Origin of the sequence: Salinimonas lutimaris, assembly GCF_005222225.1 — a bacterium.
In the GTDB taxonomy this organism is placed as follows: domain Bacteria; phylum Pseudomonadota; class Gammaproteobacteria; order Enterobacterales; family Alteromonadaceae; genus Alteromonas; species Alteromonas lutimaris.
This window is the reverse complement of sequence record NZ_CP036536.1, coordinates 1,159,415-1,184,726: the sequence shown is the minus strand read 5'-3', so window position 1 is coordinate 1,184,726 and position 25,312 is coordinate 1,159,415. Positions and strand designations below refer to the sequence as shown.

At 48.9% G+C, this 25,312-nt stretch carries 22 protein-coding genes; 7 read left to right on the top strand and 15 right to left on the bottom strand.

Features of this window, described 5'->3' with window-relative positions:
- Positions 1 to 128 precede the first annotated feature (128 nt).
- Positions 129 to 692 (top strand): sugar O-acetyltransferase, encoded by a 564-nt coding sequence (locus tag EZV72_RS05040; protein ID WP_137166213.1) that lies wholly within the window; start codon positions 129 to 131, stop codon positions 690 to 692.
- Here the strand turns inward: EZV72_RS05040 and EZV72_RS05035 are convergent.
- The 6 genes from EZV72_RS05035 to betT form a co-directional block, all read right to left on the bottom strand.
- The gene (locus EZV72_RS05035; protein ID WP_137166212.1) at positions 687 to 1,661 is read right to left on the bottom strand and encodes an AraC family transcriptional regulator; all 975 of its coding nucleotides are present in this window, start codon (positions 1,659 to 1,661) and stop codon (positions 687 to 689) included. The genes EZV72_RS05040 and EZV72_RS05035 overlap by 6 nt on opposite strands.
- A gap of 23 nt (positions 1,662 to 1,684) precedes the next feature.
- Positions 1,685 to 2,737, bottom strand: a complete 1,053-nt coding sequence (locus EZV72_RS05030) for an NAD(P)-dependent alcohol dehydrogenase (protein ID WP_137166211.1) — start codon at positions 2,735 to 2,737, stop codon at positions 1,685 to 1,687.
- 116 nt (positions 2,738 to 2,853) lie between these two features.
- On the bottom strand, positions 2,854 to 3,105 hold the full coding sequence (locus EZV72_RS05025) for a hypothetical protein (protein ID WP_137166210.1): 252 nt from the start codon (positions 3,103 to 3,105) through the stop codon (positions 2,854 to 2,856).
- Between the two features lie 428 nt (positions 3,106 to 3,533).
- Positions 3,534 to 3,716, bottom strand: coding sequence for a LysE family transporter (locus EZV72_RS18585; RefSeq protein ID WP_232364512.1), 183 nt, complete (start codon positions 3,714 to 3,716; stop codon positions 3,534 to 3,536).
- A gap of 106 nt (positions 3,717 to 3,822) precedes the next feature.
- On the bottom strand, positions 3,823 to 3,945 hold the full coding sequence (locus EZV72_RS18720; protein WP_269747635.1) for a hypothetical protein: 123 nt from the start codon (positions 3,943 to 3,945) through the stop codon (positions 3,823 to 3,825).
- Positions 3,946 to 4,055: 110 nt separating this feature from the next.
- Entirely contained in the window at positions 4,056 to 6,104 is a 2,049-nt protein-coding gene (gene betT / locus EZV72_RS05015) for a choline BCCT transporter BetT (protein ID WP_137166209.1), read from the bottom strand.
- A gap of 252 nt (positions 6,105 to 6,356) precedes the next feature.
- On the opposite strand from betT, the gene EZV72_RS05010 reads away from it, so the two are divergent.
- Positions 6,357 to 7,250, top strand: a complete 894-nt coding sequence (locus tag EZV72_RS05010; RefSeq protein WP_137166208.1) for a dihydrodipicolinate synthase family protein — start codon at positions 6,357 to 6,359, stop codon at positions 7,248 to 7,250.
- 7 nt (positions 7,251 to 7,257) lie between these two features.
- On the opposite strand, the gene EZV72_RS05005 is transcribed toward EZV72_RS05010, so the two are convergent.
- Together EZV72_RS05005 and EZV72_RS05000 are read right to left on the bottom strand one after the other, a co-directional pair.
- Positions 7,258 to 8,691, bottom strand: a complete 1,434-nt coding sequence (locus EZV72_RS05005) for an alpha-amylase family protein (protein WP_137166207.1) — start codon at positions 8,689 to 8,691, stop codon at positions 7,258 to 7,260.
- A 117-nt stretch (positions 8,692 to 8,808) separates the two neighbouring features.
- Positions 8,809 to 9,648: a formate/nitrite transporter family protein gene (locus EZV72_RS05000; RefSeq protein WP_137166206.1), complete on the bottom strand. Its 840-nt coding sequence runs from the start codon at positions 9,646 to 9,648 to the stop codon at positions 8,809 to 8,811.
- A 322-nt stretch (positions 9,649 to 9,970) separates the two neighbouring features.
- On the opposite strand from EZV72_RS05000, the gene EZV72_RS04995 reads away from it, so the two are divergent.
- Both EZV72_RS04995 and EZV72_RS04990 read left to right on the top strand, forming a co-directional pair.
- Positions 9,971 to 12,106 (top strand): methyl-accepting chemotaxis protein, encoded by a 2,136-nt coding sequence (locus tag EZV72_RS04995; RefSeq protein WP_137166205.1) that lies wholly within the window; start codon positions 9,971 to 9,973, stop codon positions 12,104 to 12,106.
- A gap of 250 nt (positions 12,107 to 12,356) precedes the next feature.
- On the top strand, positions 12,357 to 12,620 hold the full coding sequence (locus EZV72_RS04990) for a YrhK family protein (RefSeq protein ID WP_137166204.1): 264 nt from the start codon (positions 12,357 to 12,359) through the stop codon (positions 12,618 to 12,620).
- 21 nt (positions 12,621 to 12,641) lie between these two features.
- Here EZV72_RS04990 and EZV72_RS04985 read toward each other — a convergent pair whose 3' ends face one another.
- Complete coding sequence (locus EZV72_RS04985) at positions 12,642 to 13,457, bottom strand: mechanosensitive ion channel family protein (RefSeq protein ID WP_137166203.1); 816 nt, start codon at positions 13,455 to 13,457, stop codon at positions 12,642 to 12,644.
- Between the two features lie 258 nt (positions 13,458 to 13,715).
- Between EZV72_RS04985 and EZV72_RS04980 the strand changes: the two genes are divergently transcribed.
- The 3 genes from EZV72_RS04980 (at position 13,716) to EZV72_RS04970 (ending at position 15,654) form a co-directional block, all read left to right on the top strand.
- Complete coding sequence (locus tag EZV72_RS04980; protein ID WP_137166202.1) at positions 13,716 to 14,876, top strand: MFS transporter; 1,161 nt, start codon at positions 13,716 to 13,718, stop codon at positions 14,874 to 14,876.
- Positions 14,877 to 15,105: 229 nt separating this feature from the next.
- Complete coding sequence (locus EZV72_RS04975) at positions 15,106 to 15,402, top strand: hypothetical protein (RefSeq protein WP_137166201.1); 297 nt, start codon at positions 15,106 to 15,108, stop codon at positions 15,400 to 15,402.
- Between the two features lie 51 nt (positions 15,403 to 15,453).
- On the top strand, positions 15,454 to 15,654 hold the full coding sequence (locus tag EZV72_RS04970; RefSeq protein ID WP_137166200.1) for a hypothetical protein: 201 nt from the start codon (positions 15,454 to 15,456) through the stop codon (positions 15,652 to 15,654).
- A gap of 111 nt (positions 15,655 to 15,765) precedes the next feature.
- Here the strand turns inward: EZV72_RS04970 and EZV72_RS04965 are convergent, their stop codons facing one another.
- The 6 genes from EZV72_RS04965 to gcvT form a co-directional block, all read right to left on the bottom strand.
- The gene (locus EZV72_RS04965) at positions 15,766 to 16,941 is read right to left on the bottom strand and encodes a PQQ-dependent sugar dehydrogenase (RefSeq protein WP_137166199.1); all 1,176 of its coding nucleotides are present in this window, start codon (positions 16,939 to 16,941) and stop codon (positions 15,766 to 15,768) included.
- 310 nt (positions 16,942 to 17,251) lie between these two features.
- On the bottom strand, positions 17,252 to 18,433 hold the full coding sequence (locus tag EZV72_RS04960) for a GAF domain-containing sensor histidine kinase (RefSeq protein ID WP_137166198.1): 1,182 nt from the start codon (positions 18,431 to 18,433) through the stop codon (positions 17,252 to 17,254).
- Positions 18,434 to 18,945: 512 nt separating this feature from the next.
- Positions 18,946 to 20,454, bottom strand: coding sequence for a Na+/H+ antiporter NhaC (gene nhaC / locus EZV72_RS04955; RefSeq protein ID WP_137166197.1), 1,509 nt, complete (start codon positions 20,452 to 20,454; stop codon positions 18,946 to 18,948).
- A gap of 305 nt (positions 20,455 to 20,759) precedes the next feature.
- A complete protein-coding gene (gene gcvP / locus EZV72_RS04950) occupies positions 20,760 to 23,657 on the bottom strand; it encodes an aminomethyl-transferring glycine dehydrogenase (RefSeq protein ID WP_137166196.1) in 2,898 nt (965 codons plus the stop codon).
- A gap of 102 nt (positions 23,658 to 23,759) precedes the next feature.
- Positions 23,760 to 24,149, bottom strand: coding sequence for a glycine cleavage system protein GcvH (gene gcvH / locus EZV72_RS04945; RefSeq protein ID WP_137166195.1), 390 nt, complete (start codon positions 24,147 to 24,149; stop codon positions 23,760 to 23,762).
- 27 nt (positions 24,150 to 24,176) lie between these two features.
- Positions 24,177 to 25,256 (bottom strand): glycine cleavage system aminomethyltransferase GcvT, encoded by a 1,080-nt coding sequence (gcvT, locus tag EZV72_RS04940; RefSeq protein ID WP_137166194.1) that lies wholly within the window; start codon positions 25,254 to 25,256, stop codon positions 24,177 to 24,179.
- Between the last annotated feature and the right edge of the window lie 56 nt (positions 25,257 to 25,312).

The window sequence follows — 25,312 nt, the reverse complement described above, 5'->3', positions numbered from 1 at the left end:
AGGTTATTTTATGCGCATGGTGCTGACCAACAACACCCCCTCAAAACAGGCTTCAGATTAGCGTGGCAGCGTGCTTTTTGCCTGTAATGTGATACGTTACGTCCACTCACTAACAAAGCCATGCCGATATGTCTGAAAAGCAAAAAATGATGAGTGGTGAATTATATAACCCGCTCAATAAAAGCCTGGTAGAAGCACGCCATGCCTGTCGTTTACTTCTCAAAGAACTGAACAATACCTGCCAGACTCAGCCCAAAGCGCGGGCAGATATTTTAAAAAAGCTGTTCGGACAAACAGGTAAACGTTTGTATATCGAGTCCGATTTTAGATGTGATTATGGTTTCAATATCAAAGTGGGTGAGAACTTTTTTGCCAACTTTAACTGCGTCATTCTGGATGCCGCCCAGGTGACCATTGGCAGAGACTGTATGCTGGCCCCGCAGGTTGGTATTTATACCGCTACGCACCCGCTGGACCCGCAACAACGTGCCAGGGGGGCTGAATTTGCCCGGCCGGTCACGCTGGGAGACAATTGCTGGGTAGGCGGTATGGCAGTCATCAACCCGGGCGTTACTCTGGGCAATAATGTAGTGGTAGCCTCCGGGGCTGTGGTCACAAAAAGCTTCGGCGACAATGTGGTGATTGGCGGTAATCCGGCGCGGGTAATGAAAGTTATTGAGCCGGGCTCATAAGCTGTCTTTGGATGGCGCGATGCCAAACTCCCGTGAATACTCCCGGCTGAACTGAGACGCACTGGCGTAACCTACATCAAAGGCAATACGGGTCACATCGCTCACGCCCTGACGAACCTGCTCGCGGGCATGTTGCAAGCGCAGCATTTTTTGAAACTGGCCCGGCGTCAGTTGGGTAACCTGCTTAAAGTGGGTATGAAATGACGACAGGCTCATGCCCACCTCGCGGGCCAGTGCATCAACTTTAAGTGGCCTGGCATAGTGGTTTTTGATAAAGCTTACTGCTGCTGATATGCGCTCGATTTTAGAGTCCACCACACCAATCTGGGCCACTTCGGCGCCTACCGGGCTGCATAGTAAACGCAGCAGAATCTCATCAATGATATGTGGCACCAATAAGGCGGTGTTGTCCTGCTGGGTTGCCACATCAAAAATACGGTTTATGGCACTGACATACTGTGAACCAGACGCGCCTACGTAAACCGCCCGGGTTCGCGCAGCCGCCGGTACCCCCTGGCTGAACACTTTCAATACCTGCCGGTTAAGCGCTTTGCCATCAATAGGAATCACCACGCAATAATATGGCTTGTCTGCACTGGCTTTGGTAATGGTGACTTTAAGTGGCACTTCAGCTGCGTATAGCACCATTTTTGTGGCATCGTATTCAAAGCTTCCTGTACCCAGCGATACCTGCTTGGCGCCTTGCGGTACCAGACACAAGCTCGGTTGTGCCAGGGTAAACGTCTTTTCAGTCTGGCTGTGCGATGATTTAACAATGTGAATACGCCCGTCCAGCAGAGAAAAATTGCCGTCGTGGGGCGCAAACCGGCTTACCCGGTTAATCAGTTGCTGAATCTGGCTGGCGTGAGGCGCATCGTGAGTAGCTGAAAAGTCAGATGGTGTCATATCAATCATGGCTATAAAAACATCAATAAAAAAGCCGAAGCCTTTAAAGGCTTCGGCTTCCACTATACTAAAAGCTGAATGAAAGCTTAAGCTTCCACTTCCAGCGATGACATGTCCATAACAAACCGGTGGGCAATATCACCTTTTGCCAGATGCTCATAAGCTTTGTTGACTTCTTCCGGGCGAATCATTTTACATTCAGGATGAATATTGTGCTTAGCACAAAAATCCAGTACTTCCTGCGTCTCCTGAATACCACCAATCAGAGAACCGGCAATACGACGACGACCGGTGACCAGCGGAATGGTAGACGGTTCGTCCAGCGGACCTACCTGACCCACAATGACCAGTGACCCATCCACGTCCAGCAATGGCGCATATTGGGTAACATCATGCTTAACCGGCACCGTGTCCAGTATCACATCAAAGGCATTGGCTGATTTTTTCATCGCATCTTCATCGGTAGACACCAGAATACCGGTCGCGCCAAGATCTTTGGCTTCCTGGTTTTTGGCATCAGAACGGCTGATTACGGTAACTTCTGCACCCATGGCAACCGCCAGTTTTACCGCCATATGGCCAAGTCCACCAAGACCAACAACACCAACCCGGCTACCTTCTTTTACATCCCAGGTACGTAACGGAGAATAGGTTGTAATACCGGCACATAAAATAGGCGCCGCTTTAGCCAGATCCAGCGCTTCAGGTACTCGCAGCACAAACTGCTCGCGCACCACAATATGCTTAGAATAGCCACCCTGAGTAATAGTACCATCGATGCGATCCGGGGCACCGTAGGTGGGTGTCATGCCATTACGGCAATACTGCTCTTCATGGTTATGACACTGGTCACATTCCTGACAGCTATCGACCATACAGCCCACTGCCACATGCTCACCCACCGCATAATCTTTTACCTCCGGCCCCACTTCAATCACTTTACCTACGATCTCATGACCCGGTACCAGCGGATATTGTTGCGGACCCCAGTCCCCATTGACGGTGTGAAGGTCGGAATGACAAATACCGCTGTACAGAATTTCAATGGCCACATCATTGCTGCGCAGAGCACGGCGTTCAAAGTGATAAGGCACCATGTGTGCATCTGTATCATGAGCGGCGTATCCAACTGTTTTCATCGTTAACCTCGTTTGTCATCAAAAGTGAGAGTGTATACGTAACGATGCCAAGATTAGCTTTTGTTAAATTATGTTGCTTGCCTTATTGTGTGGGTGTTCTGCCTAATCCTGCAAAATTAGTCAGCGGGGTGGGTTTTAAATTCAGCATTCTGACAGGCGATACGCATCTGGCGTAAATCCTGTAAACGCTGCTTTAAGTACGCGCCTTCGCGGATACTGTGTTCACTGCGCAGACGCGAGGTAGCCTTATTCACTTCCTCGTCGATGTTAGCGCATACAGAAGCGGTAGGCTCGAAGTTGTGCACCGGCAGCGCTGCTGAACTAACAGAGAATAATAAAAATCCGACGGTGACCATTTTATAAATCATAAGTGCTTGTCCTTAAGCTAAAAATGCGTACTTACTGTATACCAAAAGATAAAAAAAGAAAGTTTAAAAAACGCATTTTATAGCACTTTTTTACTGCACTCATTCCGGACGCTCTTTGCACCATTAACCGGGTTATCTCTGGTACTATCAGCGCGACTAACAGCTGTCACGCGATGTACAGCACCAGCGCACTGGTTGCCTGATCTTGTTTCTGGCGATACGACAGCTTCGCGGTAAAAATCCTTTTAACAACAGATTATTGCTTAGTAAGCATCGCCTTACCGGACACCCCAAGCAGAAGTCCTCCCGCAACACCCTCAAGTATGCGGGTGAGGCGTTGTGACCGGGGGCGAAGGAACACCCAGCTTCCGGTACTGGAGTAAAGAGGTTGATTGCAGATGCCAGAACACAAAAACACAGCCCAGCAATCATAACTGCTGAGTCGCTGCGCCACCCTGCGGATTTACAAACTGCGGTAAAATTGACAAAAAGAACAGCGCAACTTTCGGGCTGAGCACACTAACCACGATACCCTGAACAAATTCATTGCCGTTTGCTTGCTCGGGTGAAACCTGCATTGATGCTGGCAACTGGTTGTTACCATTTAGCATTGACCTGTTTGACCGTGCCCCCAGATAAACTAGATACAGCCTCCCAGCGCCATTTCACGACCGTGAACAGCCATGCTGAGTTGACAATTATGGTCGACAATCACACTTAAGCAGCCAGGGTATGAACATAGTAGCCAGCCCCCAGTCCTGAGGCAGGCTTAATAGCGGGCGCCAGACACGCCACAACAAATAACAGCAATTCATGCAAATCCACACTAATTCTCAACACCGCTGACAACAGATATCATCTGCATCAGGCTGTGATTGGAAATGCGTGAATAACACAGTGAACCGGCAGGCCAGTAACCTTGCTGACCTGCCGGAAGTAAGCCGCCGGGCCTAGTTTCCCGGTTTAAACAGGTTTGTATCGGCACCCGGCTGGGTACGCTGAGCATGCAGAAAATGCATGTGGCGTTCAAACTGGTTCAGAATATCCTCAATAACCTGATGCTGGGTATAACCCATCAGATCATACCCCTGCCCGCCTTCTGCCAGTAAAGGTTCCACCCGGTAATATTTGCTACTGCTTCTGGCAGAACGGGTAGCAAAAGATGGCATAGCATGCTGACTTGGACGCAGCGCATAGTAGAAATCCTGAGCGTCGTGCAGGTCTACCTGTAATGACATGCACACATCACTGTCATCATGATTCTCACTGATGGTAACAGTAAGCTTACGTTCCTCCAGCGCAGCCTTTACCTCTTTCATTGCCGGCATGGCGACCTCGTCCAGAAACTGCTGACACTGCTTCTGGTCAGGAAAACTGACAAACCGGTGTAGTCGCTGGGTCCAGTTCTTGTCAGACTCAACAAAGTAAGTACCACTGAAATTAGTATCTGCTGCTTTTTGCTTCAGACTTTCTACCCGCAATGCCTTAAACAGACCTAACATCATCAGGCACAGCACAATGGCAAACGGCAAACCGGTTACCACCACAGCACTTTGCAGGGCCGATAACCCCCCGGTCAGTAGTAGCGCTATCGTCAACAGGCCTATAATGGCTGCCCACATAATCCGCATCCAGGCTGGCGCATCGCTGTATGGGTCTCTGAGCACTGATGTCAGATTGGAAAGTACCAGGGAGCCTGAGTCACCGGATGTAATAAAAAATACAAATGCCAGGATGCTGACTACGATGGTAGTCACCGCCGCCCATGGAATACTTTCCAGAAACAGATAAATAGCAGAGCCAGGGTTATTAACCGCCTGTTCGCCAAAATCCTGTGCCCCGGACATCACCATGTCAATGGCACTATTGCCCATAACAGACATCCACACAATCATAAAAGACAGCGGAAGCAACAAGGTTCCGGCTACAAATTCGCCTATTGTACGTCCCCGTGAAATCCTGGCCAGGAACATACCCACAAACGGCCCCCAGGCAATCCACCAGGCCCAGAAAAATAGCGTCCAGGCATTCAGCCAGTCAGTGGGTGGGTCAAACGCAAAGGTATTAAAAGACATGCTGACAAAATCAGTCATGTAGTCGCCAATGTTGAGCACCAGCGCGTTAAGCAGAAAGCGGGTGTCGCCTACAAATAATACAAACAACATCAGAACCAGCGCCATCAGCATATTGAATTCAGATAACCGCCGAATGCCTTTTTCCACCCCGGTGACTGCAGAAATAGCGGCAAAAACAATCACCACCACGGCCAGTACAATTTGCACAGTAAGGCCTTCGGCTATACCAAATACGTGATTTAAGCCGTAATTTAGCTGAATCAGGCCAATACCCAGACTGGTGGCAATACCAAAAACGGTCCCCAGCACAGCTGCAATATCTACCGTATGCCCGATGGGTCCGTAGATTTTTTTGCCAAATACAGGATATAGCGCAGAGCGAATAGCCAGCGGCAGACCATGACGGTAGCTGAAAAAGGCCAGCGCCATTCCCACCAGTGTATAGACGCCCCAACCGGATAAGCCCCAGTGAAACAAAGTGATTTTGATCGCATTGCGGGCTGCTTCGCTGCCTTCTCCCATGGCAACCGGTGGGGTCAGGTACTGGGTCACCGGTTCAACAATACAGAAAAAGATTAGGTCAATGCCGATACCAGCAGAAAAAAGCATGGCGGCCCAGGTCACCACATTGAACTCAGGCCGGGTATGTTCCTGACCCAGCCGTATTTTCCCCCAGGGGGAAACAGCAACCAGCGCCACAAACAGTAAATAAACAAAAATAGCAAAAAAATAAAACCAGCCGAACGTAGCGGATATCCAGCTTAGAGCCTGATTGATAACAGAATTTGCGGACTCGGTAAAAAACATAGCCCATAGTGCAAACAGTACGATGCCGATAACCGAACCGTAAAAAGGAACTTTGTTGATTAGTACTTTTTCTGACGGGCTGTCAGTATTTTCATTTATCGTGTCTTGTTGTGACATCTTGTCAGCCTCACATGCCTTTACCCATTTAAGTCACCCGGCAAGCGCGTTCGCCAGCTTTATCTGTCCTGTTTACACTGCTGACAGGCTTTTTATTTTGATTGAGCATACCGGACACATAAATAAAAGTTTATTTACTAGTAATATAGATATAGAAGTGAAAGACCGGTTTCGATCATAAGAAGATGTGTGAAAATTGCTTTAATGCTAAGTTAAACAGCAGTTCAATGGCTGACCCCTTTACAGGTTTTTATGTTTACTGGCTTATCCGCGTTTCCTGTTACACCATTTCGCTATGACCGGCTTGATTTGCCGGCTATGTCGGTGCTGCTGGCAAACCTGAGCGCCGCGCGCCCGGACTCTATTTGTGTAATGGGCTCGACCGGTCTTTACCCCTACCTCACCCCTGCCGAGAAACAACAGGTTATTCAGCTGGCCGTTGAGCAGTCTGATGGTATTCCGGTGATGGCCGGCATCGGGGCTTTACTAACCAGAGAGGTGCTGGCCAATGCGCAACAGGCGCAGCAGGCAGGTGCCAGCGCTTTATTACTGGCGCCAGTGGCCTATCATCCGTTAAACAGCGATGAGGTATACCACTTATTTGAACAGGTGTGCAGGGAGGTCAGCGTTCCCGTATGCGTGTATGAAAACCCGGGCACCACCCAGTTTAGTTTTTCAGACGAGTTGTACGCAGCAATTACGCGGCTGCCTCATATCAGCGCCATAAAAATACCCGGCGCACCATTTGGTTCGGCCGAAGAAGGCGCAGCCCGCCTGACCCGACTTCGGGCCATCATACCTGAGCATGTGGCCGTGGGTGTTAGCGCCGATAAATTTGGGGTAGCCGGTATGCTGGCAGGCTGTGATTGCTGGCTGTCCGTGGCCGGTGGCTTGTTCCCCAATACCATAAAATCATTGATAGATGCTGTTCACCACACGCCGCATCAGGCGGCTGAAAAAGCCTCAGTACTTGAGCCGCTGTGGGATCTTTTTACGCACAACAAAGGTGGCCTGAGGGTCATTGCTACAGCAGCGGATTTACTTGGTTATACCGAAGGTAATTGTTTGCCCGCTCCGTTGCTGCCTCTCACCGGAGACGCCAGACAGCAACTGGCAAAGGTACTCAGCCGGCTAGAGCTTCGCTGAACCGTATTTACTGCATTACCCACATACGAGCGCCTCGCGCTGGTAAGTTAAAGTTGTGCCATTGTGTGGAAATAGTCTGAACATCAGCACTCAAAACATCTTTGTAGTCCCGATACCACCATAACTGCTGTGCTGAGGTATCCACCCAGACATCTTGAGCTGAGCCACATTTGTTAATGCCAACAATACCATTATGATCACGTTTGAACAGCAGATAACAGTCACTGGCACTGATAACCGTCATGCCCCTTCCCTGCATCTGGTTATGAAAACTTACCATCGCGGCAATATCATTTCGCTGGTACAAATCATTCCAGCGGTTGTCTCCACTTTCATTATGATCTGAATAAAGCATTGGCGTTCCCCCATCACGCCCAAGGATATAGGCATTGGCCAGTGTTTCATCAGTAGCATCCATGATTTGATAACGAAACGGATCATTAAGCGGTATATCATGGGTAACACTAAAGGTAACCGCTTTTGCTGCTGACAGTGCCTGCCCGTAAGCGCCAGGGTCAATCAGTAAATTCATTGAGCCACCCGGACTAAACGCACTGCGTAGCTGAGCGAAGAGCGGAAAATCATATGCAGAGTGACCGGTCTGATTGATGTACGGCGCTAGAAAATTATCGTACTCACCGTTACCGACACCACCTGAAGTTATAATTTCGCCAAATACGTGGGTATCGTTCTTAATCTGCGTATCAAACACCTGGTTTATGTGGTAATTGCTCATATGTTTGGCTGCGTCAACACGAAACCCGGTAACACCAATACGTTTTAGCTCCGTCAGATAGTTTTTTTGTTGCTCTACAACCCAGTTGTTGGGGTCTAAATCCGGGAGTCCGGTATCTGGTGGCGCTCCACACAACCGGTTGTACTGCACATCGCCTACATCGGAATAATTACTAATACATTGTGGTCCCTGCGGATCTCCCGAACCATGAAAATCACCGGCACCAAACAACCCGTTGGTCACATCGCCAAACAGAGTAATACTCTGATAATATTCAGGCTGACTGGCATAATTACCAAGTACAGCGGCCCCCGGATAATTCAGGTCGTTCCGCTGCGCCGACTCGTTTGCCATATGATTAAAGACAATGTCTGCGTAAGTTTCCACCCCTTGCGCCCTCAGCGCATTCACCATTGCCGTAAAATCAGCAGTATCGCCCAGTGGATTATCTATAACACGGTAATCCTGAGGCTGGTATCTTGCCCACCACTGGTTACCGGTAGACTTGTAGGCAGGTGATACCAACACTTTTTTATATCCCAGATCCGCAATTTGCGAAGCTTTGCTGGCAACGTCATCATATTTCCAGTTAAATGCATGCAAAATAACATCAGCGGATGCCGGTGAGATGGAAAAGATACCGACAGTTGCTGTAGCCAGGAGAGTAGTCTTTACACCTGACTTACACTTAAGTATTTCGACCATGGGTTATTCCTAAACAGTAAATGAATATTGATATTTACATTTTGATAACACCATTAAAACACCATGCATACGTATTCAGTAAATACTTACTCTCATTACAGCCTTCTTATTCGGTGGTTACTCAATCTCCCTGACCACTTGCCCATAAGCTAATAAGGCAAACAGACAGGTTCCGCCCAGAATATTACCCACCAGCGTGGCACCAATAAGCTCAAGCGTGTCAGCAACACTGATATGGCCTTGTAGCGCCATCAGGAACAATTCGTTCGAACCGGCAATGACATGGGTAAAGTTACCGATAGCAATGAGGTAGGTAAACATCACAATCATAATCAGCAGTGAGTTATTAACCGACGGTTTCATCCACACCACGGCCGCAATAATAAACCCTGATACGATGCCATAGGACATGGCTTCCATCGGTTTAAGCTCTGCGTAGTGCTTAGAGATGGCGGTCATACCTTCAAGAAATTCCGGCGGCACCGCGCCAAAATAGAAACTGAAGAAGGCGGCGGAAAATGTGCCTACCATGTTGGCCAGAAAGACAATAGCCCACAGCCTGGCAGTACACAGTGTCATATGCAAAGAACGTTTATGCAGTAACGGCAAAATCACTGTCAGCGTATTTTCAGTAAACAGCTGTAGTCGTCCTAAAATTACCAGCACAAAGCCGACAGTGTACCCCAGATTTTCCAGCGCAAACTGATACGTCGATTCTTTGAAGATCGTATGTAAAATCCCTTCAGCCAGAATAGACAGTGAAATACCGATACCGGCCGCCACCCCCGACCACCATAACGACATCATCGGGCGTTTGAGCTCTTCAAGCCCCTCACGGTGCACAATGGCATACACCGAGACCGAGTTCAGGCTCTGATGATCCCTGACATCCTTTTCCTCTTCATGGCTAAGAGGTTTTTCCTTTTCATCAGAACCATGCTTGGCATTTTCGGTCATTCAAATCTCCGGTTTACAATAAGTTACACAACTACACCGGGTTTAGTACGCTATTTTTTAAAGATTGTATTTATTTACTTTTTACTATCGATTAAATCCCGCTGGTATGCACGAATACACGTATGTCATTGGCGAAACACGCTATTTGTGAAAATAAGGTGTTGTTTATGCACTATCATTAGAACAGCTGCGGCGTATTTTCATGTCAAGAAAACAACCGTTCATGCCGATAGCTGTTATACACCCTGAATTATCAACAATATTTGCAGCATTTTCTCTGACAGGGAGTTGCTAAAATATGTCATCAATGTGGTTTTTATCTATGAAAAAACACCTTTCGCTTGCGTCCAAACTTATGTTTGTTGTGGGAGCCCTGTTTACCCTGCTTGCTGCTCTGTTTATTACGGTAAGTTACTTTTTGCTTAACTCCGCTGAGCAAAATATTAACCGGCACGTTAGTGGCGAGGTTAAAAGCCAGATTGAAGCAACGGTGGCAGCAAAAGCTGCCCGGTATGCAGCTGAAACACAGACTCTGCTTAGCACCGCTCATCAGATCCCCAATGTTCTGGCTACACAGCTAGCCGCCAGTATCGAAGCCAGTGACAGCCTGTCATTGAGCCGCGAGCAGACGGAACGCATTGTAGGTAACCTGCTGGCTACCGGTGTCACCTCCAGCATGTATGCCCAGTTTGAAACCAACCTGTTTGATGGCCAGGCCGCCGCTAATAAACAGGGCAGCAGTCACTCAACTCCCGGTACCGGCAGCTTTGAGGTGTATTATATCGCCGATGCTAATGGTCAGGCTGAACAGGTTCGTATTACCGACCCTTCTGTTAAGCACGACACCACGCTGGACGAATTTGGCTTTCGGGCCGCCGAGTGGTACCTGTGCAATAAAGAAACCCTGAAACCGTGTGTGTCCAACCCTTACCAGTACGAAATACGCGAAGGCTATTCAGAGCTGATGACCAGCCTGACCGTACCGGTGATCGCCAATGGTCGTTTTCGTGGTGTAGTGGGCGCAGATCTTAACCTGCCCATAATCCAGAAGCGGGCAAATATCCTGAAAGGCTCTTTGTATAATGGCCAGGCTCAGGTTTATGTAGTCAGTCAGAACGGCATGGTCGTCGCGGCCACTGATGCCAAAGACAAGCTGGCTCGCCCGTTCAAGGAAATCTTTGGTGAAAATGGACAGGCACAGCGCCTTGTTAGCGCGGCTGACAACAACGAATCTGTGCAGCTGGACAACATGCTGTATGTTGTTCGTAATATCAGTTTGCCGCTACCCAACACGCAGTGGAAGATGGTAGTAGGGGTGGATATCAATGCCGCTATGGCACCGGTTGTCACTGTGGAAGATCTCATTTCCTCTGCCATTACCTCCCTGTTGTCGACCCAGGTGCTGGTTGCCGTTATCGCAACCCTGATTGCATTGGGTCTGATTTATATTTTCACCCGCAGCATTATTCAGCCTGTTCGTCAGGTTGCCGAGCGTATGGAAGAGCTGGCTGGCCAGGGTGGCGACTTGACCCAGGATATTCACGTTCATTCTCATGCTGAGCTGATTCAGTTAAGTCAGGCGTTTAACAAGTTTAAAGAAAAGGTGCGCGAGCTGCTGGAGCAGGCCAAGGTATCCTGTAACCAGGTTACCACGCAAAGTGAGCAGACTCAGCATCATGCACAAAATACCAATGAGCAAATTCAGGTACAGCAGGCCGAGATTGACAGTGTGGTTACGGCTATCACCGAGATGTCGCAAACTGCACAGGAAGTGGCGCATACCGCTGCTGACGCCGCTCATAATGCTGACAATGCCACCCAATCGGTTAAGCATACAGAATCTGAGATTTCTCAGTCTACCAGTACGGTTACCGCGCTTTCCAATGAAATGCAGACCGCTTCAAGTGCAGTGCAGGCGGTTTCAGCCCGCAGTACTGACATTAAGAAGATTCTGGATGTGATTGATGCCATTGCCGAGCAAACTAACCTGCTGGCTTTAAACGCGGCAATTGAGGCAGCCCGTGCCGGAGATAGCGGCCGCGGCTTTAGTGTGGTGGCCGACGAAGTACGTTCTCTGGCTTCAAAAACCGCCGAGTCAGTGGGTGAAATTGGCAAAGTGATTACAGCGCTTCAAAGCGAAGTGGATAACACCGTGAATATCATCCGCGTCGGCAGTGAAAAAGCCGATGATGCTGCTCAGCGCTCTCAGTCGGCCTTGCAGAATATGCAAAATACGGTGAGCCAGATTGATGAAATCAGCCAGCGTATGACCCAGATGGCTGCAGCTGCCGAGGAGCAAAGCCAGGTCAGCGAGGAACTCAACCGCAACATGGTAATTATTGGTAATGCCACCAGCGAAGTGGCGGCTAACTCACAGGCTTCCGAAGAAAGCTCGCGAGCAATTCATAATGCCGTGCACACGTTGCAAGCCCTGCTGGGCAAGCTTAAAACGCGCTAAACGAGCAAGCCCTGTCGCAGCCGGTAATGTGGCAGGGCATAGTCTATTTACATAATGGCTTATCTGCGCCACATTCCGTTTTCACTTAACATCACACAATGTGCCTTTTTACCTATCACGCACTTTCACTCACTCAGTTCTTCTGACCAGATCCGCTGAACCCTACAACCGGCTGAACAGTAATGAGTGGTAGTACGCTGACTATTATCTGCCGGCTCCTTCTTTTGCTTTTTACACAGGTAGTTTGCTTATGCACAATGAATCGGTCTTCAATCTGGGCCTGGAGCATGTCAGGGTGCAGCGCAAATATGACGCGCTGGGTGCACTCAATGACCTGCTCATTGCCATCTGGTTTTTAATTGGTAGCTTTTTCTTTTTATCCAGCTCACTGGTAGAAGACGGTACCTGGCTGTTTATTTTAGGCAGTGCACAGCTTTTAATTAAACCGGTACTAAAACTGGCCAGCCTGATTCACGTAAGTCGGGTGTATCACCAGACCAATCAAAAAGAGTAAGCCAGCGCGCCTGTGAGTACGCTATAGCATTTTAACTTCACGTTGCGGAAAGGGTATCTGTATATCGGCCTTTTGCAGTGCGTCATAAATCGCTTTGTTAAGTGCATAGCGAATTTCAAAGTGCCGGGTGGTGTCGCCCCACACCCGTACGCCAAAATTAATGCTGCTGTCGCCAAAGTTATCTACGCCGATGGCTGGAGCTTTTTCAGTGGAGATCCCTCCGACTTTTGCCACCGCTTCTTCAATCAGCGCGGTAACCTCATCTACGCCGCTGGAATAGGCGACTCCAATCTCCAGTTCAATCAGCATCTGCTCGGCAGAGTTATGCAGAATTTCCCCCACAATAAGCTTGTTGGGAATTTGAATCTGTACGTTGTCTTCATCAATTAAAATGGTATAAGGCAGCATGACTTTATCGACCACCCCGGCAACGCCGCGCACCCGAATGGTGTCGCCCACTACAAATGGCCGGGTAATGATGATGGTAAATCCCGCTGCATAATTGGCCAGCATGCCCTGAATCGCCAGGCCAGCTCCCAGCCCCACCGCGCCAATAGCAGCAATTAACGGCGTTACACTGATGCCTATATTACCCAGCGCAATAATGATGACCAGGCCCAGTACAATGAGCTTGCAGGCCCCGCCAGTAAAACGGCTCAGCGTAATGTCGATGTTGCGGCCTATCATCAGGTTTTCGACCACGCTGCCTATCTTGCTGGACAGCCACCAGCCAACCAGCAAAATAACAATAGCCCCGGCAATCTGAAAACTGTAAGTCACCGCGTATTCAACCAGCATATCGTACACAGCCTGGGCCTGCTGTAATTCTTCTTCCATAAATAATGTCTTCAATAGCCAAACCAAATTTAAGCATAAACAACATCTTAGCAAGCAACAATATAAAGCCTGTCAGGATGCCTACAACTTTAGAATAGATTTACCAACGCGTAACAGAATTACCTGATGAACTGACAGCCTTTACAATTAATTTTTGAATCGTAACGAACATTTCTTTTTGTTTTACCCGGATTTCAAATTGCCGCATATTCGCGCGCAAAATATTGTCTTTCTTCCTGTTGTACAGAGGCTCCCTGTTTGGAAAACATCCTGCCCCCGGTGACTAAGCCGCGCGTTTTTGTGCCGGTAACGGCACTGGCAATGTATGCTGTTGCATCTGGCTATTTCATGAGCCTTATTCCGTTAATGTTACCGCTATATGGGCTGGACACTGCACTGGCCAGCTGGCTGGCCAGTCTGTTTTATGCCGGATTACTGCTGGGCGCTGTGAGTATTGAGCCGCTGGTGACAAAAATGGGCCATAAAAATGCGTTTGTCAGTTGCCTGGGTCTGCTGGTTGTTACCATTGCCATTATGCCGATGGTGACCAGCAGCGCTGTCTGGCTGACTTCCCGGTTTGTGGCCGGTATCGCGGTTGCCGGTGTATTTGTGATTGTGGAGTCCTGGCTGCTACATGGTGAAGAATCTGATCGGGCCAAACGGTTGGGGTTGTATATGGGCTCGCTGTACGGCGGAACATCCCTTGGGCAACTGGGCATCGGGCTGATTGGTGTAAGCGGTAATATGCCGTTTATCGTTATTTTCACCATGTTGTTGCTAGCCATTGGTGTGCTGTTACTGATAAAAAGTGATGCGCCCCACCCCGGCCACAGTCAGCCTATGAGCCTGGGGCAAATCAGCAAGCTGAATCATGCCGCTATTATTGGCTGTATTGTGTCAGGCCTGACGCTGGGCGCAATTTATGGCCTGATGCCACTGGCGCTAAGCCTTCGGGGTATTGCCACAGATGATGTGGGCAGCCTGATGGCCCTGATTATTCTTGGGGCGATGGCCGTACAACCACTGATCCCTCTGCTGTCTAAATACATGGACAGAACCTTACTTATGGCGCTGTTTTGCTTACTCGGCGTGGCCGCCATTGCACTGACCACCTCATTTGGTGGCCTCTACGCACTAGGCACCGGATTGTTTTTACTGGGAATGGCGGTATTTGCGCTGTATCCGGTAGCCATCAATTTAGGCTGCGATAAGCTCGGCTCCAATCATATTGTTGCGGCAACTCAGGTCATGTTGTTCAGTTACAGTATCGGTTCTGTGGCCGGCCCTATTGTGGCAGGCAGTTTTATGTCAGGCCGGCACGGTCTGCCTGGTTACCTGTTTTGCTGCCTGCTCGCCACCAGCGTATATATGCTTATTGTCAGTATTAAAACCAAACGTCAGGCCATGGCAGGCGAGTAAGGTCGGTGCTCACACAATATCGCTGGGCACTGGACCTTTATTGCAGCCTTTACAACAACAAGGCATAACCTGATCTTCAGTACAGTGGTGATTATCAGGCAGAATGAGAATATTAGTTAGCTTGAAAACCATATTTAAGACCAGTATCACAATACTTTTTAAACATTAAGAATAGTATGGTCAGGATTAGTAGATCTTGATCATACTATATGGTTTAAAAGGACTAGAAATGGAATTAATTAATATTGAAACTGATGAGATTGATGCAGTTAACGGTGCTCTTTTTCAAGGTGCGGCCTTAGGAGCGGGAGTTTATTTATTAGGCTCAGCATTTAACGGCAGCTTTTCCTGGGGAGGTTTAGCAGGCGCGACCGTTACAGGTTTTGCCACCGGTGGCTTTTCTGCTTTGGCTGGCGGTGCCAGAGCGTTAGGTACCGTCGGGCGAGGCGTTGTTGCAGTAAATGGCGCAGCGCTTGGGGGCACGACACAGCAGATCATTGATTCGCGTATGACGAAAAGTAAATAACTAAACTTACAGGGCTTCCTTTGAAGCCCTGCTGATCATTTAGGTTTTTACATGAATAAAATTTACTATAAGTTTGTTTTAGTCACTTTGGTATATGTGACTTTGATGTTCGCAGTCTGGTCACTTATCGCAGGCTTAGCTAATGCCAGAGAGATGCTATTTGTACTCGCCGTGCTGGCCGCCAGCCTTGCCGGTAAAGGGGCGATTAAACAGGCCTATGTGTTGGGCGCCGGGCAAAACAAGACTAGCTGAATTCATGAGCGCCCGGTTTCAAATGATAAAAACAACAATCCCGGCTATCGCCGGGACTGAGTAAAATTATTTGTAGCATCGCAGTGCTGAGTAACAATGATGGGCTGGAGCCTAGTGAGCGGGCTTCAGCTTAATCAGCCGCCCGTTGTCATTATCCTCCAGCACATAAATATGGCCTGCTGAATCCTGCTCAATCTCGCGCACTCGCTGGCCCCATTCGTAGCGCTCAGCTTCCTGAGCTTGCCAGTTGCTCTCATCTTCCTGGCTGAACGACACCCGCACTAATGCTTTAGAAGACAATCCGCCGATAAAACCATTGCCAGTCCAGTCACTGTGCTTGTCACCTTTATAAATCATGAATCCAGCCGGGCTGATAGCCGGTACCCAGGCATTTACCGGCGCTTTGAATACTGGGTATTCTTCGTGATTAGGAATTTTCACACCAGAGTAATGGTCACCCTGGGACACCACGGGATAGCCATAGTTACGCGCTTTTTCTATATAATTAAGCTCATCGCCGTGTTTTGGCCCCATTTCATGGGCCCACAAATTGCCCTGACTATCAAAATCAATACCCAGCAAATTACGGTGACCTAATGTCCATATCTGTCCGGTTATATCGCCGTTTCCATAAAACGGATTATCTTCCGGCACACTGCCATCTTCATTCAAACGAACAATTTTACCCAGATTCATTGCCATATTCTGAGCCGGAGTAAATTTTTGCCGTTCACCGGAGGTAATAAACAGATATCCGTCCGGGGAAAATACCATGCGGTGCGAATAATGCCCGTTGCCCGTCACTTTAGGCGCCTGCGTCCAGATACGCTCACGCTCACTTAAACTGGCACCGCTGTCAGTAATAGTCAGTCTGGCCTTATCAACCACCGCCCCACTGAAATTATCGTTTTTCGGATCCCGCTCCACATAGGAAAGATAAATCATGTTATTGCTGGCAAAATCCGGATGGATAATCACATCGCCTAAACCGCCCTGCCCCCGGGCGTTGATGTCAGGCATACCGGTCACTTCAAACCGTTTTTGCTGATTGTTATCCAGTAGCCACAGACTGCCCGCCTTTTCTGTCACCAGACTCTGGCCGTCAGGCAGAAATACCATTGCCCAGGGCTGATTGAATGTTGCTTTCACATCCCCGACCAACGAGGTTCCCTCACTGCCTTTCATCTCAACCTGAGAAGCGCCGCCGGACTGCGCAAAGGAAGCAAAAGACATGGCCATAACCGTAGTGAAAAACGCTATTTTCTGCCGCGCTATTTTCTGTCGCATAGGGATACCCATTCATTAATCAAAGAGCCAGACTATAAATCACACCAATGTGTGAGCCAAAAACATTCAACCAGAGTTGTTACGAAATTGTTGGGCGAAGGGTCAGTTTACGTTTCACCTTATCGGTACCTTTCGCAACCAATAACGAAATTAACCTATGAATCGTAACCGCAATACCGGCTGGTTTTGCGTTTAAACAGGAGGGCCTTTGGTTACCGAGGCAAGCTATACCCTGCCCCCAAAAATCACATCTTTAACGGTAGCTCTGTTTTAACGGTCTTTTATAATGCCAGTAATGAGCCTACTGTCTTTAAGACGTTCTCAGAACGGCATTAAAAGTAAATACGGTTTCATGTTCGTCAGAGCGCACTGTAAGCGCTCCATTGTGAGCTTCAGCGATTTGCGAGGCAATAAATAAACCAAGCCCCAGCCCGTCGCTGTGTTTATTATTTTCTTTGCGCCAGAAGGGATGAAACAGTTTATTTATTGTGTCCGGATGTATTGGTGTACCGCCATTGGCAACACTTAATACCAGTGTATCTTGTTGCATGGCTGCCACTACCTTGATAGGAAGCGTTTTGTCGCCATGTATTATTGCATTAATCAGCAGGTTAGACAGTAGTTGGCAAATTCGTTGAGCATCACACATCGACGTACCAATAATATTTATATCAGTATGAATATCTCGTTGTGGGTGCAGTCCGGAGAGCTCTGATACCGTGTGTTCCAGTAATCCGGTTAAATCCGGTACAGGCTTCACGGATAGCTGAATGCCTTTGCCCATCTGGCCATGAGTAAAATCCATTACATCACTTATTAGTCCGGACATACGGTTTGCACTGCTACCCATACGCGTGAGCACTTTCTGGCTTGTAGCGTCACTGGCGTGATCGGTAAGAAAATCCAGACCCATTCTAAGCGCTGATAATGGCGTTCTTAGATCATGCCCTAATATGGCGATATACTGCTCGAGAAGTTTAGTAGCCGCCTGTTCATTGATTAAGTCTGACCGGGCTTCAGCAAGCCTCTCTTCAGTTGCAATCTGTCGGGAAATCAGGTCTGCAAAAGACCTGATCTGGCTTTCAATCTTGTCTGTTTTAAGTACTGCAGGAAGCGGGTCAAGGCCGCAGATAGTGCCAAAAAATTCTCCATTCTTATCGTAAATAGGATAGGAAAAATAGCTTTCAAATCCGTACATAACAGGAATTTCGCTGGTGCAATAATCAACGTCTTTTTTCGCGTGTTCAATGACTATAGGTTGGGTCGATTTTCTTACCTGATTGCAGAATGTGGTTTGTATATCGAGTTCATCGCCAGGAGCCAGATTGAAGTTGATCAAATCAAGCACTGCACACATTGTCCACTTTTTTTCTGTTACGCGAGCTACACAAATAAACCGAAGCCCTGTGGCCACTGAAAGTATTTGCATTATATGCGGCACAGCTTCAATCGACTGAATGGTACGGATATCATTTTCAATTGAAAAACTCATTACATCCTCTTAGCATCCATAATTATCTGTCTTAAGCTGGCATTAATAGCTCTGCGCATGGAGGGATTCCAATATCGGCAAAAAAATGTTCACGCGGCTGCTTGAGTAATATTGGCTAATTACTCGAATATGCAAAATCAGCATTACAGTGCTATAGCGCCATCACTTCACTATACGCAATTTGTAGAAAAATAAAATCAAAAACCTAAACCACTGTTTATTCAACTAGATAAATACTAATTGACGTTAACTCAACTACGGTTAGCTTTACCGATGTGTTGGTACAAAAGCGCCAGGCGTTGTTGCTTTTCTCTGTTTTCATAAAGCAGGCAGGAAACAAAGTGTAGTGTGATAGCCCGTGATGACAGATATAAAAATCAATCTCAGCCGCGCCATAAAAAAAGAGCAGACATATTTGCCTGCTCTGTGTCTTGCGGTCTAATCAAACAGCCCTGGCTGAGAGCCTATCATCGCTTCTGTGCTGCCAACCACTGGTTGTCGAAATTCCGGCTTCAGGTATCCATTTTTTTAACCTGTTCTTCTACCGGCTCACCGTTATCATTAAATGTTGCAATATCAGCATTTGATGACTCCCACTGGTCGCGTTCTTCTTCTGTTGCCTTGGGTGAAAACCAGCCAACATAGGCATAAAATATACCTATCAGAGGCGCTGTCCAGCATGCAAAGGCTAAGGGTATATACAACAGGTTCTCCATATTGTCGCCAGAAATCCCCAGGCCCAGCGCTGATATAACAAAGGCCCCGCCTGCGTTCCAGGGGATCAGGGGAGACATCAGGGTACCTCCTTCTTCAACGCCCCGGGACAGATTCAGCGTGGAATATCCCATACCTCGGTAAACCGGAGAAAACATCCGTCCTGGTAAAGCGACTGACAAATAAGGGTCGCCTGCCACCAGATTGGTAGAAAATGCAGTTCCAACCGCGGCAGCCTGGGTACTGGCAAATGTCGTTGCTTTGCTTTTAATCGAATTGATTATGCTTTTCAGGCAGCCGGTGGTTTCCAGTGCACCACCAAAAGCAAGTGCAATAAGTACCAATGATATGGTCCACATCATGGACTGAATACCACCCCGATTAAGCAGGCTGTCTATTTCGCTTATATTGGTTTCAATAGCGTAGCCGTTATTGGCATAGTCAAAAACCGCCTGTAGGCTTTGTCCCTGAGCGAACATAGCGAATGCCCCCCCCACCAGCACGCCTACAAATAGCGACGGCAGCGGCGGTAATTTTTTAAGAGCCAGCCCCATCACCACAAGCGCCGGTAATAATGCCCACAAAGAAATATAAAAGTTGTCTTGCAGCGTGGAGGTGATGCGCTCTATTTTTTCAAAAGATACGCTTTGTGTATCAATCACCAGATAGCCAACGCCAAGATAAATCAGAAAAGCCAGTACCATAGCCGGGATGGTGGTAGCCATCATATTTTTAATATGAGAAAACACATCGGTGCCGGTAACCGCCGGGGCCAGATTGGTGGTATCAGATAGAGGCGAAACCTTGTCACCAAAAAACGCGCCAGAGACTACTGCCCCGGCGGTCCAGTACATAGGAATATCAAACCCTCCACCAATACCCATAAGTGCCAGGCCCACCGTTCCCACACTTCCCCAACTGGTTCCCAGAGATACGGCAACCACTGCACATATCACCATGGCAGCAGGCAGGAACAGCTCAGGAGACAGGATCTTTAATCCATAGTAAATAATGGTCGGCACGGTTCCGCTGGCAATCCAGATACCGATAATCATCCCTACAACAATAAGCACGCTAACTGCAGGTAACGCTACGTGAATGACTTTGAAAATACCTGCACGAATGTCTTCCCATGAAAGGCCGAGGTAAATACCTACCATACTGGCCAGCGCGACTCCGATAGCAAGGGGAATATGGGGTTCAAATACGCCAAAGTAAAAGATCTGCGTGCCCAGTACTATAAGAGTCAGAACCACCGGCGTTAATGCAAGTAGCAGACTGGGTGTGGGGCGCTGCTCATCCGTCATATTCTTTCCTTGTAATTGAAACTGGCGTTCACAGATTCACAACAGCGACAAAGAAACAACTGTTTATTATCTGGCCAGTAAGTAGTTGATATGTGTCGATAGTTACGCGGATAAATGCAAAATAGTTTTGAAAAGACCTGGTCGGGTATCAGAAATAAAAACTCCCGGCTGACTGCACGACTCATATAAACTCAGATAACTGAATAACCCCCTCAGCTGGCTCAAATAAAAAAGGCGAAGCCTGTACGGTTCGCCTTTTTGAAAATGGGATTGCCACTTTAACTACACAGTGTGGTAACCAGCCCCTACTCTTCCCTGTACGCCTCAATCGGGGCGCAGGAGCATTGCAGGTTGCGGTCGCCGTATACATCGTCGATACGGTTTACGCTGGGCCAGAACTTGTTACGGGCCACACTGGCGACCGGGTAGGCGGCCAGGTGTCGGTCGTAGCTGCGGTTCCAGTCGCTGTCGCAGATGTCTGCCAGGGTATGGGGAGCATTATGTAGCGGGTTGTCGGTGGCATCCCACTCGCCGCTTTCCACTTTGGCAATTTCATTACGAATGCTAATCATGGCTTCAATAAACCGGTCCAGCTCAAACTTGGCTTCAGACTCTGTGGGTTCTACCATCAGTGTACCGGCTACCGGAAAGCTCATGGTAGGCGCGTGGAAGCCGTAGTCATTCAGACGCTTAGCAATATCCATTTCACTAACACCACTGGCGTCTTTTAACGGACGCAAATCAATAATACATTCGTGAGCCACTTTGCCATTACGGCCTTTGTACAATACCTCAAAGTGCCCTTCCAGCTGCTTCGCTACATAGTTGGCATTCAAAATCGCCACCTGGGTAGCCTTGCGCAGACCTTCTGAGCCCATCATCTTCACGTACATATAACTGATAGGCAGAATGGAGGCACTTCCCCATGGCGCAGCAGAGACCGCACCGCAGTCTTTACCGGCGGTGTCAATATTCACCACACTGTGGTTAGGCAAAAATGGCGCAAGGTGCGACTTCACACCAATCGGTCCCATGCCCGGGCCACCACCACCGTGTGGAATACAGAAAGTCTTGTGCAGGTTTAAGTGCGACACGTCTGACCCGATAAAGCCTGGTGCTGTAATGCCTACCTGCGCGTTCATGTTGGCGCCGTCCATATACACCTGGCCACCGTACTGGTGAACCACGTCACAAATCTCACGAATGGTTTCTTCGTACACACCGTGGGTAGACGGGTAGGTAATCATGGCACAGGACAGGTTATCACCCACTTCCCCGGCTTTGGCTTTCAGATCGGCCAGGTCGATATTACCGTTTTTGTCGCAGTTAACCACCACCACTTTCAGGCTGACCATTTGCGCTGAAGCCGGATTGGTACCGTGTGCCGAGCTTGGGATCAGACACACATTGCGGTGTCCTTCACCACGGCTTTCGTGATAACGCTGAATAGCCAGCAGACCGGCGTACTCACCCTGCGCGCCTGAGTTAGGTTGCATAGACATCGCATCGTAGCCGGTAATGCTAATTAGCCACTCGGCCAGCTCGTTAATCATTTCATGATAACCACCAGCCTGATCCAGAGGGGCAAACGGGTGCAGCTGGCCAAACTCAGGCCAGGTGACCGGAATCATTTCGGCAGTAGCATTCAGCTTCATGGTGCAGGAACCCAGCGAAATCATCGAGTGATTCAGCGCCAGGTCTTTATTTTCCAGTGATTTGATATAACGCAGCATCTCGGTTTCAGAGTGATACTGGTTAAACACATCATTGGTCAGAATATCACTGGTACGTACCAGCTCGGCCGGAATAGACTGGCTGCCCTGGGTGGTCACCTCGGCATCCAGCGCTTCTACGCTAAGGCCATGACCTTCACCAATCAGCACATCAAACAGCGCGTCGATGTCTGCGCGACTGGTTGTTTCATCCAGCGCCACACCCACTGCGCCGTCAAGGTCTGCACGCAGGTTAAGCCCTTTGGCATAGGCCCGTTCAAGCACGGCTGTTTTGTCGCCGGTCATCACGGTCAGGGTGTCAAACCAGGTGCTGTGCTTGAGCGCCACACCTTTTTGCTGCAGGCCGGTAGCCAGAATATCGGCCAGACGGTGAATACGCTGCGCTATGGTTTTCAGGCCTTTTGGCCCGTGATACACCGCATAAAAGCTGGCCATATTCGCCAGCAGCACCTGCGCGGTACAGATATTGGAATTGGCTTTTTCCCGGCGAATGTGCTGCTCACGGGTTTGCAGTGCCATGCGCAGTGCCGGACGGCCACGGGTATCTTTACTAACCCCGATAATACGCCCGGGCAGTGACCGCTTGTAGCTGTCGCGGGTGGCAAAGAATGCAGCATGCGGGCCGCCATAGCCCATGGGCACACCAAAGCGCTGGGCCGAGCCTAAAGCCACATCTGCGCCCAGTTCACCCGGCGATTTCAGCATTACCAGGCTCATCAGGTCAGCAGCTACCGCTACAATGCCTTTTTTGGCCTGAACAGCAGCAATAATGTCGCTGATATCGGTAACTTCACCGGTGGTAGAAGGATATTGCAACAATGCCCCGAATACATCGTGGTCAGCTGCTTCGCTGGCCGGGCCGGTAACAATGCCAAAGCCGAACATTTCGGCACGGGTTTCTACCACATCTTTTGTTTGCGGATGGACATCATCGGCAATAAAAAACAGGTTGGCTTTTTTGTTTTTAGACACGCGCTTGGCCAGTGCCATGGCTTCTGCCGCGGCGGTGCCTTCATCCAGCAACGAGGCAGAGGCCAGCTCAAGACCGGTTAAGTCGATGGTCACCTGCTGAAAGTTCAGAATAGCTTCAAGACGCCCCTGAGCAATTTCCGGCTGATACGGAGTATAAGCGGTATACCAGCCCGGATTTTCCAGCACGTTACGTAAAATAACATTGGGTACGTGGGTGTCGTAGTAACCCATACCGATAAAGGAGCGGTTGATTTTGTTTTTTGCTGCCACTGCTTTCAACGCTGCCAGCGCTTCTACTTCGGTGGCGCCTTCGCCCGTTTCAATAGGTTTGTCCAGCATGATGCCGGCCGGCACGGTCTGGTTGGTTAAATCTTCTAACGACTCTGCGCCCACGGTAGATAACATAGCCGCAATTTCGTCTTCGCCCGGGCCGATATGACGGCGTACAAAGGCATTTTTCTGCTCTAGCTGAGCCAGCGTAATAGAGGTATCTGACATAACGAATTAAGCACTTGCAATGGTAGGTGAAACATAAAAGGGGCAGATAACCGCCCCTTTTTCGTCAATAAATAAGCCCGGCAACAGTGACCTGTTCTGCGCTTATTCTTCGTCGATAGACGCTTCGTAGCCTTCAGCATCAAGCAGGTTTTCTACTTCTGAAGGATCATCGGCTTTAATTTTGAATAACCAGCCATCACCGTAAGAATCTGAGTTAACCAGCTCTGGCGACTCTTCCAGTGTTTCATTAACAGCAATAATTTCACCGGTCAGCGGTGTATAGACATCAGAAGCGGCTTTTACCGATTCAGCCACCGCGACATCATCACCGGTGCTGACCTGGTCGCCTACATCGGGCAGGTCAACAAAGACCATGTCACCCAGCAGTTCCTGCGCGTGCTCAGAAATACCTACCGTAAAAACACCGTCACCTTCAGGGCGAACCCATTCGTGCGTGGCGGCGTAGCGTAAATCAGTTGGGATGTTGCTCATAATTTTTCCTGACGTTGTAAATTAAAGTTATAAGACACTTTTACCATTGCGAACAAAGCTGGGCTTAACCACATCTACTGTAACCCACTTTTTACGCATTTCCACCTCTACCTGACCCTCGGTTTTGGCCGGTACTCGCGCCATCGCTATCGCGTGGCCTAATGTAGGTGAAAATGTGCCCGAAGTAATAATGCCTTCGCCGTTTTCTGTACGAATTTTCTGACCTGCACGCAGCACGCCTTTTTCTTTCATGACCAGGCCCACTAACTTGTCGGTGCCCTGCTCTTTGAGTGTTTCCAGTGCTGAACGCCCGACAAAATCACGCTCTGCCGGTTCCCAGGTAATGGTCCAGCTCATGTTAGCTGCCAGTGGAGATACAGTTTCGTCCATATCCTGACCATACAGGTTCATACCTGCTTCAAGACGCAGAGTGTCCCGTGCGCCCAGACCACACGGCTTCACACCAGCATCCAGCAAGTCCTGCCAGAACTGCCCGGCCCGCTCTGCCGGTACCATAATCTCGTAGCCTGCTTCGCCGGTATAGCCGGTAGTCGCAATAAACAGATCTTCTGCCTGAACGCCGAAAAACGGCTTCATGCCTTCTACCGCTTCTTTTTGCGCAGCACTGAATAAGGTGGCGGCTTTTTCTTTTGCCTGCGGACCCTGCACAGCAATCATGGCAAATTCGGGACGCTCAGTAATTGTCACGTCAAAGCCATCGGCTTTGGCCAGCAGCCAGTTCATATCTTTTTCACGAGTGGCCGAGTTAACCACCAGACGGTAGTTGGTTTCGTCAAAGTGATACACAATCAGATCATCAACCACCCCGCCTTCTTCATTCAGCATACCGCTGTAAAGCGCTTTGCCCTTGTCTTTCAGCTTGGCCACATCATTGGCCAGCAGAAAGCGTAAATAGTCTTTTGCCTGGCTGCCGGTCGCATCCACAATAGTCATGTGCGACACATCAAACATGCCGGCATCCTGACGTACAGCGTGATGCTCTTCAATTTGTGAACCATAGCTGATTGGCATATCCCAGCCAAAAAAATCGACCATTTTGGCACCGGCTTCCAGGTGCTTAGCGTGTAGGGCGGTGGTTGCTGTCATGGTGACAAAACCTGTATTAGATTGAATGTGACACTGAGTATATGGCGCAGGCAAAG